Below are 17,806 nucleotides of genomic sequence, written 5' to 3' on the forward strand. Positions count from 1 at the left end.
GGAGTTTATATATGAATGATAAAATAGCAATAATATATTGGAGCGGTACTGGAAATACAGAAACTATGGCTCAAAATGTAAAAAAAGGAATAGAAAACTCTGGAGGAAATGCTGATATTTTTAATGTATCCAGCTTCGATATAGGAAATATAAATAATTATTCAAAATTAGCTTTAGGATGTCCGGCTATGGGAGCTGAAGTTTTGGAAGAATCTGAATTTCAGCCTTTTTATGACTCTATAAGAGATAGTTTATCAGGCAAAAAAGTTGCTTTATTTGGTTCTTATGATTGGGGCGATGGTGAATGGATGAGAAACTGGCAAGATGATGTAAGCAGCGTAGGAGGTTCTTTAGTAAAAGATGGTTTAACAGCAAATTTATCTCCTGATGATGATGCTATAAATCAATGTGTAAGTTTAGGTGAAGCATTAATGAAAGCATAAGTTGGAAAATCCTAAGACAAAAAGAGGCATTAATAAATATTTATTAATGCCTTCTTTTTTATTGTAATTTTTATTGTAAGAAATTTAATTTTTATTATTTTTTATCTATTTGAAAAAGCATAGTTATATCATTCATATTTATATCATCTTTTCCAAACGAATAAGAAGTAATTTTATTTGTACCTTCTTCAGAACTTTCTTCTATAAAATTGGTTAGATAAAAATGAGTAATATTATGATTTTCCTCTATTCTAAATTTATAAATATCTGTGTACTCATATTCATCATCATATCTTAAAACCTCAAATTCAAGCGTACCATTATCAACAGTAGGTTTTATATTAATATCCTGAGAATGTCTAGTAAAAGGATAAAATCCAGCTGCAAAATATGCATTATCTCTATATAATCCCCATAAACTCACATAAATATAATGCTCATTTATATCAGAAAAATTTTCATCATCTATATTTACCGTATAAACACTTGAAACATAATATTTATTGCCATTAATATCAATAACACTATTTGTGCATGGTTTATAAGCATTAAGAGTTTTTATTACTTCATTATCTATATTAGTGTATCCGCCATTTTTTAAATCAACTATACCAAAAGGAATTTTAGTAACATCAAATTCAATACTAGCTTCCACTATATTTTTATTGACCAATTCAGAATCTTTTAAATCAGCAGTTTTTTTTATATTATTATCTAAATTATTAGTTTCAGAACATGATACTAATAACACCATAAATATAATAATTTTATAAAAAATCTTATTCATTGATAATATCCTCAATATTTACTTTATCAACATAAGGTTTGCCTATTGATTCTAAGAATACGAAATTTATTTTATCATCGCTTCTTTTTTTATCTAATTTAACAGCATCTTTTAAATTTATATTTTCAGGAACTGATATAGGCAGAGAAAATTTACTTAATATTTTTTTTGTTCTTTCAAGTAAATTTTTATCTTTGGTTATTCCTTTTTTAATTCCATATTCAATTGCATAAACCATTCCTATAGCAACTGCCTCACCATGAAATAAAACTCCATAACCAGCTGCATTCTCAACACTATGACCTATAGTATGTCCAAAGTTTAAAAACATTCTTTCCTTTTGTTCTTTATAATCAATCTCTACAATACGGGCTTTTAATTCACAATTTCTTTTAAGAACAAAATCCATATCTAAATTTGAATTATTATTGCAATTAGCTTCTATCAATTCTAAAAGTGCATCATCAAATAATAAAGCATGCTTAATTACTTCAGCCATACCAGAATTAAATTCTCTTTTCGGCAAAGATAATAAAGTATTGCTATCTATTATTACAAGTTTAGGACTATGAAAAGCTCCGACTAAATTTTTACCTTCTTTTATATTAATCCCAGTTTTTCCGCCTACAGAAGAATCAACACATGCAAGAAGTGTTGTTGGTATCTGTACAAAATCAATACCTCTCATCCAAGTAGCAGCAGCATAACCAGCCATATCACCAACTACACCTCCGCCTAAAGCTATTATTATATCTTTGCGGCTCAATTCATTTTTTGCTAAATGAGAGTAAATATTTGAAATACTTTCTATATTTTTATTAACTTCCCCATTTTCAAGTACACATACAGATGTAATTATATTTTCTTTTTCTAAACTTTCTTTTACAGTATCAGCATATAATTTTGCTACTATATCATCAGTAACTATTAATGCTCTTGTACCCTTTAGTATATTTTTTACTAATTCACCTGTTTTGCTTATGATTCCCTTTTCAACTAAAATATCATAGTTAATTAAGTTATTTGAATCATTATTAATTTTTACTTCTACTCTATTCATCATTATTCATACCCATTATTAATAATATTATGTTTACATTATAAATCATTTTTAAAAAATAAAAAAGTTAGAAAGATAAAAGTTTTATATTAAATTTTTATATAAACTTAAATAAAAATACAAACTTTCATAAAAGCTTTATATATTTAAATTATTGATTTACTTGACAATAAAAACTATTAAACTATAATTTAAAAGTTATTATTAGGAGTGCATAATGAAAAAAATTTTTATTTTATTATTAGTTTTATTATCATCTACTTTAATGCTATATACACAAAAAAAGAACAATTCTATAGGTATAGCATTTTACCGATATGATGATAAATATATAGAATATTTAAAGCAATATATAGAAAAAAGCGTTAATAAAAGTGCTTCATTATTAATGGTTGATTCATACAATAGCCAATCAACTCAAAATGCCCAAATAGAAATGCTTTTGAAAAAAAATGTTAATATATTAGCAATAAATTTAGTAGATAAAAGTCAAGCCCAAAAAGTAATAGATAAAGTAAGCGTTAAAAATACACCTATTATATTCTTTAATAGAGAACCAAGCTTTGAATCAATGAAAACTTATGATAAAGCATGGTATATAGGCGGAACAGCTCAAGAAGCAGGAAGTGCTCAAGGCAGAGTTATAGCAGAAAGCTGGCAAAAACGTATGAATTGGGATAAAAACCAAGACGGTAAAATACAATGCGTAATAATAAAAGGCGATTTAAATGATTATGATACAACAAATAGAACTGAATACATGAAAAAATATGTAGCTTCAAACAATATAAAATTAGATATTTTAGCTGAAGTTTCTGCAATGGGTAAAAGAGAAAATGCTTCAAAAGTTATGGAAAATCTAATTTCTAAATATGGAGAAAAAATAGAGTACATTATATGCAATAATGATTATATGGCATTAGGTGCATTAGATAGTTTAAGAAAATTTGGAATAAACAAAGGCAGCAGAATGCTTAATTATATACCTATAATAGGAGCTGACGGAATACCTGAATGCTTACAAGAAATACAAAATTATGGTATATTTGCTACAGTATTACAGAACCCAGTTACTCAAGCTGAACTTCTTACATCAATATCAAAAAATTTAATAAGCGGAAAAGCACCATTAGACGGCACACATTTTAATTTTTATAATAATAAATACGTTGTAATACCATATATACCTGTAACTATATCTAATATAGATAAGGCTATAAAATTATATGAATAAATTGTATTTTTTTACATATTTTTATTTGACTTATAAGTTTTTTTTTAATAAACTAAAATATAACTATTAAAAAATAGGAGCTTTTTTATGAATAAAGTAATTTTTACTTTTTTAGCATCTTTGTTATTGTTGGTATCGGTTAGCTGCGGAAATAATTCCAAATCAGCTGACGGCGAAATAGAAGTTGGCATAACAATATATAGATATGATGACAACTTCATTTCATTTATGAGAAGAAATATTGAAACAATGTTAAGCGGTAAAGTTAAATTTATTATGAACGATTCTGAAAATGATCAGGTAAAACAAAATGACCAAATTGATGCCGCTATTCAAAGAAATGTTGATGCTTTAGCTATTAACTTAGTAGATCCAGCATCAGCAAGTTTTATGATTAACAAAATAAAACCTACTGGAATTCCTGTAATATTTTTCAACAAAGAGCCTAGCAAAGAAGATATGTTGAGTTATGATAAAGCTTGGTATGTTGGTACTTTAAGTGAAGAATCAGGAAACATACAAGGCGAATTAGTTGTTAAAGCTTGGACATCAAATCCTAATTGGGATAAAAATGGTGACGGCGTTCTACAGTATGTACTATTAAAAGGTGAAGCAGGACACCCAGATGCTGAAGCCAGAACATCAAGAATTAAAGCAGTATTAGCTGATAATGGTATTAATATAGAACAATTAGATGAACAAACTGCTAACTGGGATATACTTCAAGCACAAAATGCTGCTGATGCTTGGATCGAAAAATTTGGAGATAAAATAGAGTTTATATTCTCTAATAATGATGCTATGGCTTTAGGTGCATTAAAATCAATACAAAAACAAGGATATAATATAGGCGATGCTGCTAAATTCATTCCTATAGTTGGTGTTGATGCTATACCTGAAGTAATCGAAGAAATAAAAAAAGGTACAGTAGTTGGTACAGTATTACAAAGCCCTAAAGATCAAGCTAAAGCTATAGTAGACATGCTTTTAAATGTTGCTAATAAAAAAGATGTACTTGACGGAACAGAATATAAATTAGATGATGTTAAAGCTGTAAGAGTTCCATACAGAGCAATTACATTAGAAAATATAGAAGAATCAGCAGAAGCTTATAAATAAGAAATAAATAAAAAATATTTAAACAATTAGATTCACATATTTATTCTTAATATGTGAATTTAATTGTTATTATTCTTTTTAATAAAAAATCAATACAATATATACAATTCATAAAAACAATTTTTAATATCTTAAAATATTACAACTTAAAAAATTTCACTAAAGTCTAGCTATTTTTATATGATAAATTATCATAATTTTATATTTTATAAAAATAACAAATCATATAATTATATAATAATCAAGTTATAAAAAAGTTAAAATACTGAAATATATAAAAATGATTATAAAAAATTCTTCAAAATATTAAATAATATACAAAATTTTAAGTACCAAATATCAACATAACATAATAAAAAAACATATATAAAATGTAAATAATGCAAATTAATTAAGAATTTTAGTCATATAATTGTTATGAATATGTAAAAATGTCATTTTACTTGATTTAAGAAAATAAATTTATATACTAATTAGGTAGAGAATATTAATTAATTTAAGGAGTTTTCTAATATGAAAAAATCACTTATCGTTACTGGAGCATTATTAGTAATGACTTCAATTTTCGCAATCTCATGTGGTGGCGGATCTTCTTCTTCTTCTTCAGCTGCTGCTAACGGTCCTACTATCGGTGTAACAATTTACCGTTATGACGATAACTTTATGTCTTTCTATAGAAGAAACATTGAAAGTAGAATCAGCGGAAAAGCTAATCTAATTATCAATGACTCTCAAAACAACCAAGCTCAACAAAATGACCAAGTTGATGTAATGATTCAAAAAGATGCTAAAGCTTTAGCTATTAACTTAGTAGACCCACAAGCTGCTCAAACTATAATAGACAAAGCTAAAACTAAAAATATACCTGTTGTATTCTTCAACAAACAGCCTAGTGCTCAAGCTATGGCTAGCTATGATAAAACTTGGTATGTAGGTACTACTCCTGAAGAATCTGGAGATATGCAAGGACAAGTTGTTGTAGACACTTGGAAAGCTAATCCAACTTGGGACAAAAACGGTGATGGTGTTATACAGTATGTATTATTAAAAGGTGAACCAGGCCACCCAGATGCTGAAGCTAGAACTAGTCACGTTACTTTATTCATCACTAACAACGGTTTAAAAATCGAAAGATTAGAACCAGAACAAACAGCTATGTGGGATACTGCAAAAGCTAAAGATATAGTTGATGCTTGGATGCAAAAACATGGTGATAAAATAGAATATATTTTCTGTAACAATGACGCTATGGCTTTAGGTGCTTTACAGTCTGTACAGTCTTTAGGTTACAACAAAGAAGGCGATACTACTAAATATGTACCTATAGTTGGTGTTGACGCTATTCCAGAAATGATCAACGAAATCAAAAAAGGAACTGTAGTTGGTTCAGTTCTTAATGACCCAGTTGGACAATCTCAAGCTCTAGTTGACATTACATTAAATGTTGCTGCTGGTAAAGATCCTTTAGATGGAACTACTTGGACTTTAGACGAAGTTAAAGCTGTTCGCGTTCCTTATGTTCCTATAACTAAAAATAATGTAAATGTTGCTGAAGAAGCATACAAATAATAAATAATTTATTTTTGATAAACAGGGATATTTAAACAAATATCCCTGTTTTGTAAATAGGTATTTGTAATTTATTGAGGTTTTTAATAATGGATAATAAAAAGATTGTTCTTGAAATGAAAGGTATTTCAAAGTCTTTTCCAGGTGTTAAGGCATTGGATAATGTACAACTCACTGTAAAAGAAGGCGAAGTTGTTGCCCTTATGGGTGAAAACGGAGCTGGAAAATCCACTTTAATGAAATGTTTATTTGGTATATATCGTAAAGATAGCGGAGAAATATTTTTAGATGGTAAAGAAGTTAATTTCACTTCTCCTAAACAAGCATTAAATAATGGTGTAGCAATGGTTCACCAAGAACTTAACCAAGTTAGACAGAGAAATATACAAGATAATATTTGGCTTGGTAAGTACCCAACTAAATTTGGAATTGTTGATGAAAAGAAAATGTATGACGATACTAAAGCAATTTTTGATGATTTAGAAATACCTCTAGATCCAAGGACAAAAGTATCTACTTTGTCTGTATCAGAAATGCAAATGGTTGAAATCGCAAAAGCTGTTTCTTACAATTCTAAAATATTAGTATTAGATGAGCCTACAAGTTCTCTTACTGAAAAGGAAGTAGCTAAATTATTCAAAATTATTAGAAAGCTTCAAAGCAGAGGTGTTGGAATGGTTTATATTTCACACAAAATGGAAGAAATTCTACAGATCTCTAATGAAGTTACTATAATGAGAGACGGTAAATATGTTGCTACAACTCCTGCTAAAGAATTAACTACTGATATGATAATTAAACAAATGGTAGGTAGAGATTTAACTAATCGTTTCCCAGAAAAAACTAATGTCCCTGGTGAAGATATATTAGAAATTAAAAATTTCACTGCTTTCTATCAGCCTTCTCTTAAAGATGTTAATTTTAGTGTAAGAAAAGGTGAAGTATTCGGTATAGCCGGTCTTGTTGGTGCTAAAAGAACTGAAGTACTAGAAAGTATATTTGGTATGAGAACTATATCTTCTGGAACTGTTATAAAAATGGGAAAAGAAGTTAATAATTCTTCTACTAGAAAAGCTATAAGAAATGGTTTTGCTTTGGTTACAGAAGAAAGAAGACAAACAGGTATATTTGGCATGTTATCTATTAATTTCAATTCTATAATAGCAAATATAGACCATTATAAAAATAAATTCGGATTCTTAGATGATAAAAATATGCATGAAGACACAAAATGGGTAATAGATAGTATGCAGGTAAAAACTCCTTCTGAGAAAACTGCTATACAATCATTATCCGGTGGTAATCAGCAAAAAGTTATTTTAGGAAGATGGCTTTTAAGCAAACCTGATATTCTTATGCTTGATGAGCCTACAAGAGGTATAGACGTTGGTGCTAAGTATGATATATATAGACTTATTATTGACTTAGCTACTGTTGGAAAAGCTGTAATAGTGGTTAGCTCTGAAATGCCTGAGTTACTTGGTATAACTGATAGAATTATGGTTATGAGTAATGGTAGAGTAGCTGGTATTGTAGAAACTAAAAATACTAATCAAGAAGAAATTATGGCATTGTCTGCTAAATATTTATAATTTAATTAAAAAGGAAGAATTATGGACAAGAATAAAATAAACGTTAAAACTATTAAATCATTTATATTAAACAATGCTATATTCGCAGCATTACTTATAATACTTATAGGTATTATCATTAAAGAACCTACTTTTTTTAGGCTTAGCAACTTCTTAAACATATTTGCTCAAGCTTCTACTCGTATGATAATAGCTGTTGGTATTGGTACTCTTTTAGTAACTCAAGGTAACGACTTAGGTGCTGGTAGAGCTGTTGGACTTGCTGCTGTTGTAAGTGCTTCTCTTTTACAATCTACTACTAACCCTACTAGAATGTATCCTGATTTACCTGTACTTCCTGTTATATTACCTATACTTTTAGTTATGCTTATACTTATGGTATTTGGTCTTATCAACGGTTTCATCATTTCTAAATTATATGTAACTCCATTTATTGCTACTTTAGGTATGCAGCTTATTCTTTATGGTGTAACAAGTACTTATTTTGACAGACCTCCTTATGGTGCTCAGCCTATCGGAGGACTTGATCCTAGATTTACTAATTTAGCTCAAGGCGGTATTAAATTAGGAAGTTATACTATTTCATACTTAATCATATTTGCTGTCATAATAACTGCCATAATGTGGGTTATTTGGAATAAAACTAAATTAGGTAAGAACATATTTGCTGTTGGAGGAAACCCTGAAGCAGCTGCTGTTTCTGGTGTAAATATTCCTGTTACTCTTATGATAGTTTACACTATGGCTGGTGCTTTATATGGTATAGCTGGTTCATTAGAGGTTGCTCGTGTTGGTTCTGCTACTAACAACTTAGGTAACGGTTACGAACTTGATGCTATTGCTGCTTGTGTAGTTGGTGGTGTTTCTTTCTCTGGCGGTATTGGTTCTATATTAGGTATTGTATCTGGTGTATTAATATTCCAAGTTATTAACTATGGTATGTCATTTGTTGGTATTTCTCCATACATGCAATACATAATTAAAGGTGCTATCATTATAGCTGCTGTTGCTGTTGATACACAAAAATATTTGAAAAAAGTATGATGAGTCTATTATGGAAAATAATAATAACGATCCTTTTAGAAGAGAATTTAATAAAAAGGAAACTAGAAGACGTACTTTGAAATCTTGGATATTCCTTGGTTTTATAGTGATGATATTTCTAGTAGCTGAGTTTATAAGATACATAATGAGTATAATTTACAATTAAAAATAATAAGGGCTGTACTTAATTTTAAGTATGGCCCTTTTTATATATAAAACTTCTTTTAATTCTCCCACCTTTTTCTACATCACTGTATTCTTAATTCTAATTCATATTACATTTTTTATTTTAGATAGAATTTTTAGCACCCACCCAAGTGTTAATTATATTAGAACTTCATTTAACGCACGGTAAACTAATTTATAATATAATAATAATTTGAATAAAAATTAAATCTATATTCTTAATTTGATTCTGCGTGCGGTTAATAAACAATAAATTTAAATAAATCTTGGGCGGGAAGTTAAAATAACAATAAAAATTTCAGAAGAAAAATAATACAAAAATATCAGAATAGTATTGAAAGTATAAAGGGCGGGCAAGTGTAATTAAAATTGAAAGTATATATTTATAAAAAAAGCCTACAAAAATATTTGTAAGCTTTTTATAATACACAAAAATTATTTATTTTATTTATTTATTTTTCCTAAAAGTTTTTCTGCAATAGCACGTCCGGTAGGAGTATTAGCAAGTCCCCCTTGAGAAGTCTCTCTGAATCTTTCGTCCATTCCTTCTCCAACCTCTTTCATAGCAAGTACAACCTCATCAGCAGGAATAACGCTTTTAAATCCAGCACAAGCCAATTCAGCAGAAACTATAGCATGTACAGATGACATAATATTTTTACTCATACATGGCACTTCAACGAACCCTGCCACAGGATCACATACTAAACCAAGTATAGCAGATAAAGACAAAGCAAAAGCATTAGCACATTGTTCAGGAGTACCGCCCATAATCTCAGCACAAGCACAAGCAGCCATAGCAGCAGCACTTCCGCATTCAGCCTGACATCCGCCGCCAGCACCAGCAAATGTAGCTACTTGGGCAATTATATCAGCAAGTCCAGCAGCTGTAAACATTGATTGTACTATATCTTCTCTTTTGTATCCTCTATTTTCACATACAGTTAAAACGGCCGGCATTATTCCGCAGCTTCCCGCTGTAGGAGCCGCTATTATTTTACCCATACAAGCATTATATCCGCTAACGGCCATTGCTGCAGTTACAACCTCACCTACTGTTTCACCTAATATACTTTTTTTAGATTTATAAAATTTTTCTACTATTTCAACACATTCATTCTGCAAACCTGTTACAAAATTAAATTTTTCTTTTTTTCCATTTTCAACAGATTCTCTCATTATATCATAATAACTTGACATCTTATCTATAATAACTTGTCTGTCAATTTTTTCGCTTCTAGCTTCTATATCTATTACTATATCACTTATTTTTTTATTTTGTTCTGTAGCCAAAACCACTAATGATTCTATAGATTTTATATCCATACTTTAAACTCCATATTATTTTTAATATAATTTATCTAAAAATACGAAATCTCTTATATTTTCTATACTTCTTATTTTATTCTCAATTTCTTTAGATATAACATTAGTCATTCCTATAACGATAATAGCATACCCTCTATTAGGACCTTCAAACTGAGGAGTTACACTCATATTTTCAATATTAATATCATTTTCAAATATAATAGAAGTAACTTGAGCTATGATGCCAGGAACATCTTTATTTACTATAGCAATAGTAGGAAAATCACCTTTATAATGCACCTCAATACCATTAACTTTATCAAGAACTATAGAACCGCCTCCAATAGAAGAAGCTAAAATATTAGCCTCGTTAGTATCTCCCTTTACTTCAATATAAACACTATTAGGGTGAAAAGCATCTCTTAATGTTGTAGGTATGAATTCATATTTAAGATTAGCTTTCTCAGCATAAGAATAACTATCTCTAAGTTTAGGATCATCTGTTTCAAAACCTAAAAGTCCAGCTAATAGCGCCTTGTCTGTTCCATGACCTTTCCAAGTCAAAGCAAAAGAACCATGAAGATATATCTTTGCTTCCCTTACATCTTCTCCCAAAATTTTTTTAGCAAGTTTTCCTATACGGCATGCTCCTGCAGTATGTGAACTTGAAGGACCTATCATAACAGGACCTATTATATCAAATAATGTAGCCATAAAATTCCTCCATTTATTAATATAATTTAACATAATAAATAATTTTTGAATACATTTTTTATAATTTTATTAACCAAAAAATAAAAAAATAATGATATTTTTGTAACCTATTTTAAAATTATTTTCATTAATTAAATATCTTTTTATTTAAACTTTATATATCAATATACAATAGAAATTCTAAATTACAAAATAAATTTTATTTACATACCCCGCCCTTTATTATTTATAACTATATTTTGAATTCCAATTTAATTATATTTTATACTTTAATCAGAATTTTTAGCACCCACCCAAGTGTTAATTATATTGTGAATTCATTTAACGCACGGTGAACTAAATTTATAATATAATAAAATTTGAATTAAAAATAAATCTATATTTTTAAGCTTATTCTGCGTGCGGTCAATATACAATAAATTAAAAAAATTGGGCGGGCATTTAAAATATATATAAAATCAAAAAAGAAAAATAACATCAAAATACCCGAAAGATTAAAAGGATATAGGGCGGGACAATACAAATAGAACATTAATTAAAAATTATTATATAATTAAAAAAAGCAGTTTTTATATCTTCTGATATAATCAGCAATTACTAAAAATACTTTAGGATTATAAAATGAGACCATTAAAGATTTTAATAAAGCTAAAGAATTATAGCTGAATTGATTTTATAAAAGTATAAATTAATTTAAATAATTTAAAACTATATTGAAAATATAAATAAATTCTTTATAATCATTGTACAAGTATATAAAAAAATGGAATTTTAATTTATGAAAAAGATTAAATTTAATTTACAAATTAACGGAAAAACTTGCTTTAATATAGAACAATTAAGGGATAACTTCAATATTAATGATGTCGTTGAACTTTTTGATAAAGGCGTATTAAAAAGATGGCTTTCTATTCACAATTTAAAAGAGTTAGAAGATAAAGTTTCTTCTATAGATATAAATACAAGTTTAGATAATAAAGTAAGAGAATTAACTTTAATATTTTTTAAAGATACCAATAAAGCAGAAGAAATAATAAAAAAATATTTTGAAGAATTAGAATTAAAAAAACAGCAGGAAACCGAGGAAGCTAATCAATACAATTTAAGAAACTATTATGAAGAAGCCAAAAAATTATATAATGAAAAGAGATACGAAGAATCAATTGAATATTACAATAAAGCTATAGAACTAGAACCTAATAATGCATATTTATATAACAACAGAGGTAATGCTAAATTAGAATCAGAAAGATATGAAGAAGCTATTTCAGATTCATATAACAGCAGAGGATATGCTAAATTAGAATCAGAAAGATATGAAGAAGCTATTAAGGATTACGATAAAGCTATAGAGTTAGACCCTAATAATTCAGATTCATATAACAGCAGAGGATATGCTAAATTAGAATCAGAAAGATATGAAGAAGCTATTAAAGATTATAATAAGGCTATAGAATTAAATCCTAATAATGCATATTACTATAATGACAGAGGAAATGCTGAATATAAATTAAAAAGATATGAAGAAGCTATTAAAGATTATGATAAAGCTATAGAATTGAATCCTAATCATGAGTATTACTATGATAAAAGAGGATATACAAAAAACAAATTAGGAAGATATGAAGAAGCTATTAAAGATTATGATAAAGCTATAGAATTGAATCCTAATGATGCATATTATTATAGCAACAGAGGTGATTCTAAAAAACAACTAGGAAGATATGAAGAAGCTATTAAAGATTATGATAAAGCTATAGAGTTAGACCCTAATAATTCAGATTCATATAACAGCAGAGGATATGCTAAATTAGAATCAGAAAGATATGAAGAAGCTATTAAAGATTATAATAAGGCTATAGAATTAAATCCTAATAATGCATATTACTATAATGACAGAGGAAATGCTGAATATAAATTAAAAAGATATGAAGAAGCTATTAAAGATTATGATAAAGCTATAGAATTGAATCCTAATGATGCATATTATTATAGCAACAGAGGTGATTCTAAAAAACAACTAGGAAGATATGAAGAAGCTATTAAAGATTATGATAAAGCTATAGAGTTAGATCATAATACGGCATATTACTATAATGACAGAGGAAATGCTAAACTTGAATTAGGAAGATGTGTTGAAGCTATTGAAGATTATGATAAATGTATTGAATTAGACCCTAATTATAACGATGCATATCACAATAGAGATATTGCACGTAAACATTTATATGGAACAAGTTCTGAATGTTTCATTACCACAGCAGTATGTTTATCTTTAGGAAAAAATGATGACTGTGATGAATTGATGGAGTTTAGAAGATACAGGGATAATATATTAATAAATGATTATGACGGACTTCAATTAATAAAAGAATATTATAATATAGCACCAAAAATAGTAGAAAGTATTAATAAAAACAATAATAGTAAAAACATATACAAAAATATATATAAAGATTTTATTTCTGTAATATATGAAGATCTGTTAGCTAAAAATTATAAAAAAGCTAAAAATATGTATATAGATATGGTTAGAGAATTACAAAACAAATACTTAATATAACATAAAAACATCTATATAAATATATATTTTTACAAATAGTTAAACTCTTTTTATAACTCGCCGATAACAAAAGAAAAAAATAAATATAAGAAGAAATTTATAATATATTATGAACGAAATTAGAAAAATCAATTTAGAAGCAATCAATAAAAATATCAAGGCATATCCATATAATTTTATCAATATGCTTGAAAACTCTAAACAGTCAGACATTACTTTAGAAGTTATAGAAACAAAATCACAAAAACCATCTGGAAAAGTCATAAAAAACGGAAAACAAATACTTCTTCATAGTGCTTATGACCCTATAAAAGAAGCTAATACTTTAATAAAAGAAATTGAAAATGATGAAGATCTGGATTTAGTGTTTGTATTTGGTATTGGAGCTGGTTATTTAGTTAATGCGGTTAGAAAATTGCATATACCAGTTGCTGTAATTGAACCTTCTATAGATTTTTTTAATACATTAATAGATAATTTCAAATTAGATACTATATTAGAAAATAATAAAATAACTTTCTTTATAGGCGGAAATGATGATGAGGATATAGAGAAATTTATATCATTGACAACAACAAAAAAGGTGAAATTTTTTATTACTAGGTCTTATGCTACCCTATTTGCTGAGGAAGCATTGCATTATCAATCCAAAGTATTATCTATAGTGGATAAAAAAATAATAAATATAAATACTATTTCAAGATTCGATAAACTTTGGGCTTATAATATAGCCTCTAATGTGGTTGAAATAGCAACACATTATGGTGTTAATAAATTCTTCAATAAATATAAAAACATACCTGCAGTTATAGTATCAGCTGGCCCTTCACTTGAAAAAAATATAAGAAAATTAAAAGAGATGAAGAATAAAGCGATTATAATAGCTGTTGATACTGCAATGAAGCCTTTATCATCGCATGGAATATCTCCACATTTTGTTATAACAATAGACCCTCAAAAGAAAAACTCTAAATATTTCAGGAATATACATTTTGAAGATACCGTATTAATAGCAGAATCTTCTGTTGATCATGAAGCAATAGAATCATTCAAAGGAGCTGAATACTTTATTGATTCTATATTCCCACTAGCTAAATATTTTATGAAACCTTTAGGAGATAGAGGCGACATCACTATGGGAGGAAGCGTATCCACCGCAGCTTATGATTTTGCTATAAGAATAGGAGCTAATCCAATAATAATGGTAGGTTTGGATCTCTCTTTCCCTAATCATCAAACTCATATAAAAGGAAGCTATCATGAAGAAAATTTCTTTACTGAAATAGGAAAGCTTGATTCTTATGACAGCAGAATATATAAAGTACTTGTTGCAGGAAATTTGAGAGAAGAAAAAAATGTTTATGGTGAGAGTGTATTCACCGATTCAAGATTTGATATGTACAGAAACTGGTATGAATCTCAATGTGCCAACAACAAAAATGTAAAATTCTACAATGCTACAGAAGGCGGTGTTATAATAAAAGCTATGGAGAATATTACATTACAAGAACTTATTGATAAATTTGATGATATTAATATACAAATAGATAAAAACGATAGAAATACAGAAGACAAAACCAAAATACTTGACAGCATTAAAAATGGATTAATAAAAATAGATAAAAAAATATTATCATTAAAACCTTATGTTGATGATGCTATTAATTTATGTCACACAATTAATAATGATTTATCAAAAAACAGAAAAGTAGATAAACTTATTGCAAAACTAGATGAATCCGATGCTAAAATACTAACTATAAGTAAAGTTAATGAGTTTTTAGGTATTACTATGCAAAAAACAATTAAAATGATAACAGAAGGTTTTGATTTTAAAGATGATACAATGCATAAATCAATAATAAGTTCTTTCAAACTATACGAAGCTATGAAAGACAGTATTGATTTTAACCATTATATAATAGAGCGTGCTTTGATAAAGATAAACAAAGAATTAGAATAAAACTTTTTACACGCACGGTTAGCTAAATTTCAAATATAATCAAAATTATAATTCAAATAAAACAACATTTTAAATTTTATTCACCGTGCGGTATATAACACTATAAATTTAAAAAAATCTAGGGCGGGTGCTATAATGTCTATTAATGCCCAAAAGAAAATAGAGCTATATTGTAAAAAACAGTTAATGAGGATAAAGGGTGGGATTTGTAAATAGCACATTAAGCTTAAATGTCTAGTTTTTTATTTATAAAGGTTTTATCATATACAATAAATAATTTTACATATTTTCCATTATTTTTTTAATTATATAATAGTATAGAAATGAATATAATTTTTCTTATGTTATTTTATATTTTTTCCGATAAAGAACTATAGTAGTATTTTTTAAGGTAATGACGTATGAAACATAGAATATTATTACTTTTATTTATAATGAGCTTTTCTAGTATATTTGCTCAAAATGACAATTTTTTAGATACAATCATGCTAGATCAAATTAAAAGGGTTTATCCTAATGATAATGTAGTAGCACCATCAAGCTATGTTATCAGCATGAATTTTGATTTGAATAGATATAGATTGAATGAACCTATAACTATGGAAATAAAAATATATGCTAAAAAAGGAACAATAAGCTTCACAAACTCAGCAAATCCTTTTAATAATTACAGCTTTACAGTTTATGATAATTATAATAATCCTGTTGTATCTTCAGATAATTACACACTTTGGAAATATAAAAATGAAAGAACTTTGGATAATTCTAAAGATAGAGTTGTAACTTTGAATGAAGGAGAAAGTTTTTCATATTTTGTAGATTTGAATAATTGGTTCTATTTCGATAAAACAGGAAGATATAGAGTAGAATGTAGTTTTAATCCTATGCCGGAAATAAGTGATAATTTTTCTATGAAAGCAGATACTGCTTATTTCCTATTAGATGGAGTTAGAACTTATAATCAAAACAATAGCACTGCTAATTATAATGTTATAACTAATGTATCTGAATTAGAACAATTTTCACCTACAACTGTTATATCAAATACTTTATTCTCTATGAAAAATAAAGATTGGACAAATTATTTCAAATATATGCATATGCCTTCTATGATAAGCATAAGCCAAAGATATTATGAAACTTACAGAAATAATTACAGCAATACTTATCTTGAAGATTTTACAGATACAGGTGTTCGTCAAAAAGCTAGAAGATTGAGTTTTGAAGCATTTTTAAGAAGTCAATTCTCTGATAATATAAGTGCCGAAATGCTTAGAACTAACTTTGGAAATAATTTCTTAAATAATTTGGAAATGGCTTATAAATCAAGCAATATAAGAGAACTTGCTATAAGATTTGATATTCTCTATAGAACTTCTCTACCTGAAGATAGAAAAGCTTTATTTGATGAGTTTAAAAAATATTTGGCATCAGCTTATGACAGACAAGTAAGAAATGCTTTTGTAGCAGAACTTCAAAGAGATATAATGTCTACTAAAGATGCTAAATTAAAAGCACATTATACAAGCGTACTTAATATGATAAAAAATGAATACGAACCGGCTGTTACTTATACATTATTAAATTATACTATTGATAAAGTAACTATTATTGAAGAATATGGCTTACCAAGAGCTGAAGTAGAAACAAGATTACATCACAGATACTTCAATGCTGATACTGGTGATGTATATGATCCTGTTGTAAAAAGAACTTTCGTTTTAAGACAAATGGGACAATATTGGTACATTGTAAACTATTATGATACAGTTGTAAATTAATTAAATTATAAAAATAAAATATAAAAAAGAAGTAAGTTTATAGTTATTATATTCTTACTTCTTTTTTTATACTTTAAATATTTTATTCACATACCCCGCCCTTTTATCCTTATTACTCCATCTTGAATTTTGGTTTATATTATATTTGCTGCTTTAATTAGAGATTTTAGCACCCACCCAAGTTTTTTTAAAATTTAGATTTTTTTAACGCACGCTTGGCCAAATTAAGAATATAGTAAAAATTTGAATTATAAATAAATTTTTCTATTTAACTTTGTTCTGCGTGCGGTCAATATTTAATTTTGCAAGAATTATTAACTGTACATAATAAAAAAATAATTAATATAATAAGTAGAATTTATTTTTATATGCACAGGAGCCAGACATATTGCATTAAGTATTCCTTAGTTTTTTAAAGTATAACATAGGTGTATCATAATTTA

At 27.5% G+C, this 17,806-nt stretch carries 14 protein-coding genes; 10 read left to right on the plus strand and 4 right to left on the minus strand.

The genetic code is table 11. From position 1 onward, the window contains the following. Positions 1 to 11: 11 nt before the first annotated feature. Positions 12 to 443, plus strand: coding sequence for a flavodoxin (locus Q0K52_RS07485; protein WP_297298079.1), 432 nt, complete (start codon positions 12 to 14; stop codon positions 441 to 443). Positions 444 to 537: 94 nt separating this feature from the next. On the opposite strand, the gene Q0K52_RS07490 is transcribed toward Q0K52_RS07485, so the two are convergent. Both Q0K52_RS07490 and aroB read right to left on the minus strand, forming a co-directional pair. Next, positions 538 to 1,230 carry a hypothetical protein gene (locus tag Q0K52_RS07490; protein WP_297298081.1) on the minus strand — a complete coding sequence of 231 codons (693 nt, stop codon included), beginning with the start codon at positions 1,228 to 1,230 and terminating at the stop codon, positions 538 to 540. Further along, positions 1,223 to 2,290: a 3-dehydroquinate synthase gene (aroB, locus tag Q0K52_RS07495; RefSeq protein WP_297298105.1), complete on the minus strand. Its 1,068-nt coding sequence runs from the start codon at positions 2,288 to 2,290 to the stop codon at positions 1,223 to 1,225. Before aroB ends, Q0K52_RS07490 begins: the two co-directional genes overlap by 8 nt. Positions 2,291 to 2,507: 217 nt before the next feature. Here aroB and Q0K52_RS07500 point away from each other — a divergent pair, with 217 nt between their 5' ends. The 6 genes from Q0K52_RS07500 (at position 2,508) to Q0K52_RS07525 (ending at position 9,014) form a co-directional block, all read left to right on the plus strand. Continuing rightward, positions 2,508 to 3,524, plus strand: coding sequence for a galactose ABC transporter substrate-binding protein (locus Q0K52_RS07500; RefSeq protein ID WP_297298083.1), 1,017 nt, complete (start codon positions 2,508 to 2,510; stop codon positions 3,522 to 3,524). Positions 3,525 to 3,611: 87 nt separating this feature from the next. Then, positions 3,612 to 4,643, plus strand: a complete 1,032-nt coding sequence (locus Q0K52_RS07505; RefSeq protein ID WP_297298085.1) for a galactose ABC transporter substrate-binding protein — start codon at positions 3,612 to 3,614, stop codon at positions 4,641 to 4,643. A 513-nt stretch (positions 4,644 to 5,156) separates the two neighbouring features. Continuing rightward, complete coding sequence (locus tag Q0K52_RS07510) at positions 5,157 to 6,212, plus strand: galactose ABC transporter substrate-binding protein (protein WP_297298087.1); 1,056 nt, start codon at positions 5,157 to 5,159, stop codon at positions 6,210 to 6,212. 89 nt (positions 6,213 to 6,301) lie between these two features. Continuing rightward, positions 6,302 to 7,804, plus strand: a complete 1,503-nt coding sequence (mglA, locus tag Q0K52_RS07515) for a galactose/methyl galactoside ABC transporter ATP-binding protein MglA (RefSeq protein ID WP_297298089.1) — start codon at positions 6,302 to 6,304, stop codon at positions 7,802 to 7,804. Positions 7,805 to 7,825: 21 nt separating this feature from the next. Further along, a complete protein-coding gene (gene mglC, locus Q0K52_RS07520; RefSeq protein WP_297298091.1) occupies positions 7,826 to 8,848 on the plus strand; it encodes a galactose/methyl galactoside ABC transporter permease MglC in 1,023 nt (340 codons plus the stop codon). Positions 8,849 to 8,858: 10 nt separating this feature from the next. Then, positions 8,859 to 9,014 carry a hypothetical protein gene (locus Q0K52_RS07525; protein ID WP_297298093.1) on the plus strand — a complete coding sequence of 52 codons (156 nt, stop codon included), beginning with the start codon at positions 8,859 to 8,861 and terminating at the stop codon, positions 9,012 to 9,014. 464 nt (positions 9,015 to 9,478) lie between these two features. Here the strand turns inward: Q0K52_RS07525 and sdaAA are convergent, their stop codons facing one another. Further along, complete coding sequence (gene sdaAA, locus Q0K52_RS07530) at positions 9,479 to 10,360, minus strand: L-serine ammonia-lyase, iron-sulfur-dependent, subunit alpha (RefSeq protein ID WP_297298095.1); 882 nt, start codon at positions 10,358 to 10,360, stop codon at positions 9,479 to 9,481. 21 nt (positions 10,361 to 10,381) lie between these two features. Beyond that, positions 10,382 to 11,056: an L-serine ammonia-lyase, iron-sulfur-dependent subunit beta gene (sdaAB, locus tag Q0K52_RS07535; RefSeq protein WP_297298097.1), complete on the minus strand. Its 675-nt coding sequence runs from the start codon at positions 11,054 to 11,056 to the stop codon at positions 10,382 to 10,384. A 778-nt stretch (positions 11,057 to 11,834) separates the two neighbouring features. Here sdaAB and Q0K52_RS07540 point away from each other — a divergent pair. The 3 genes from Q0K52_RS07540 (at position 11,835) to Q0K52_RS07550 (ending at position 17,363) form a co-directional block, all read left to right on the plus strand. Next, positions 11,835 to 13,619, plus strand: a complete 1,785-nt coding sequence (locus Q0K52_RS07540; RefSeq protein ID WP_297298099.1) for a tetratricopeptide repeat protein — start codon at positions 11,835 to 11,837, stop codon at positions 13,617 to 13,619. Positions 13,620 to 13,728: 109 nt separating this feature from the next. Then, the gene (locus Q0K52_RS07545) at positions 13,729 to 15,582 is read left to right on the plus strand and encodes a 6-hydroxymethylpterin diphosphokinase MptE-like protein (RefSeq protein WP_297298100.1); all 1,854 of its coding nucleotides are present in this window, start codon (positions 13,729 to 13,731) and stop codon (positions 15,580 to 15,582) included. Between the two features lie 401 nt (positions 15,583 to 15,983). Beyond that, positions 15,984 to 17,363, plus strand: coding sequence for a hypothetical protein (locus Q0K52_RS07550; protein WP_297298103.1), 1,380 nt, complete (start codon positions 15,984 to 15,986; stop codon positions 17,361 to 17,363). Positions 17,364 to 17,806: the final 443 nt, after the last annotated feature.

The organism is uncultured Brachyspira sp., assembly GCF_944390845.1.
Lineage (GTDB): Bacteria > Spirochaetota > Brachyspiria > Brachyspirales > Brachyspiraceae > Brachyspira > Brachyspira pulli.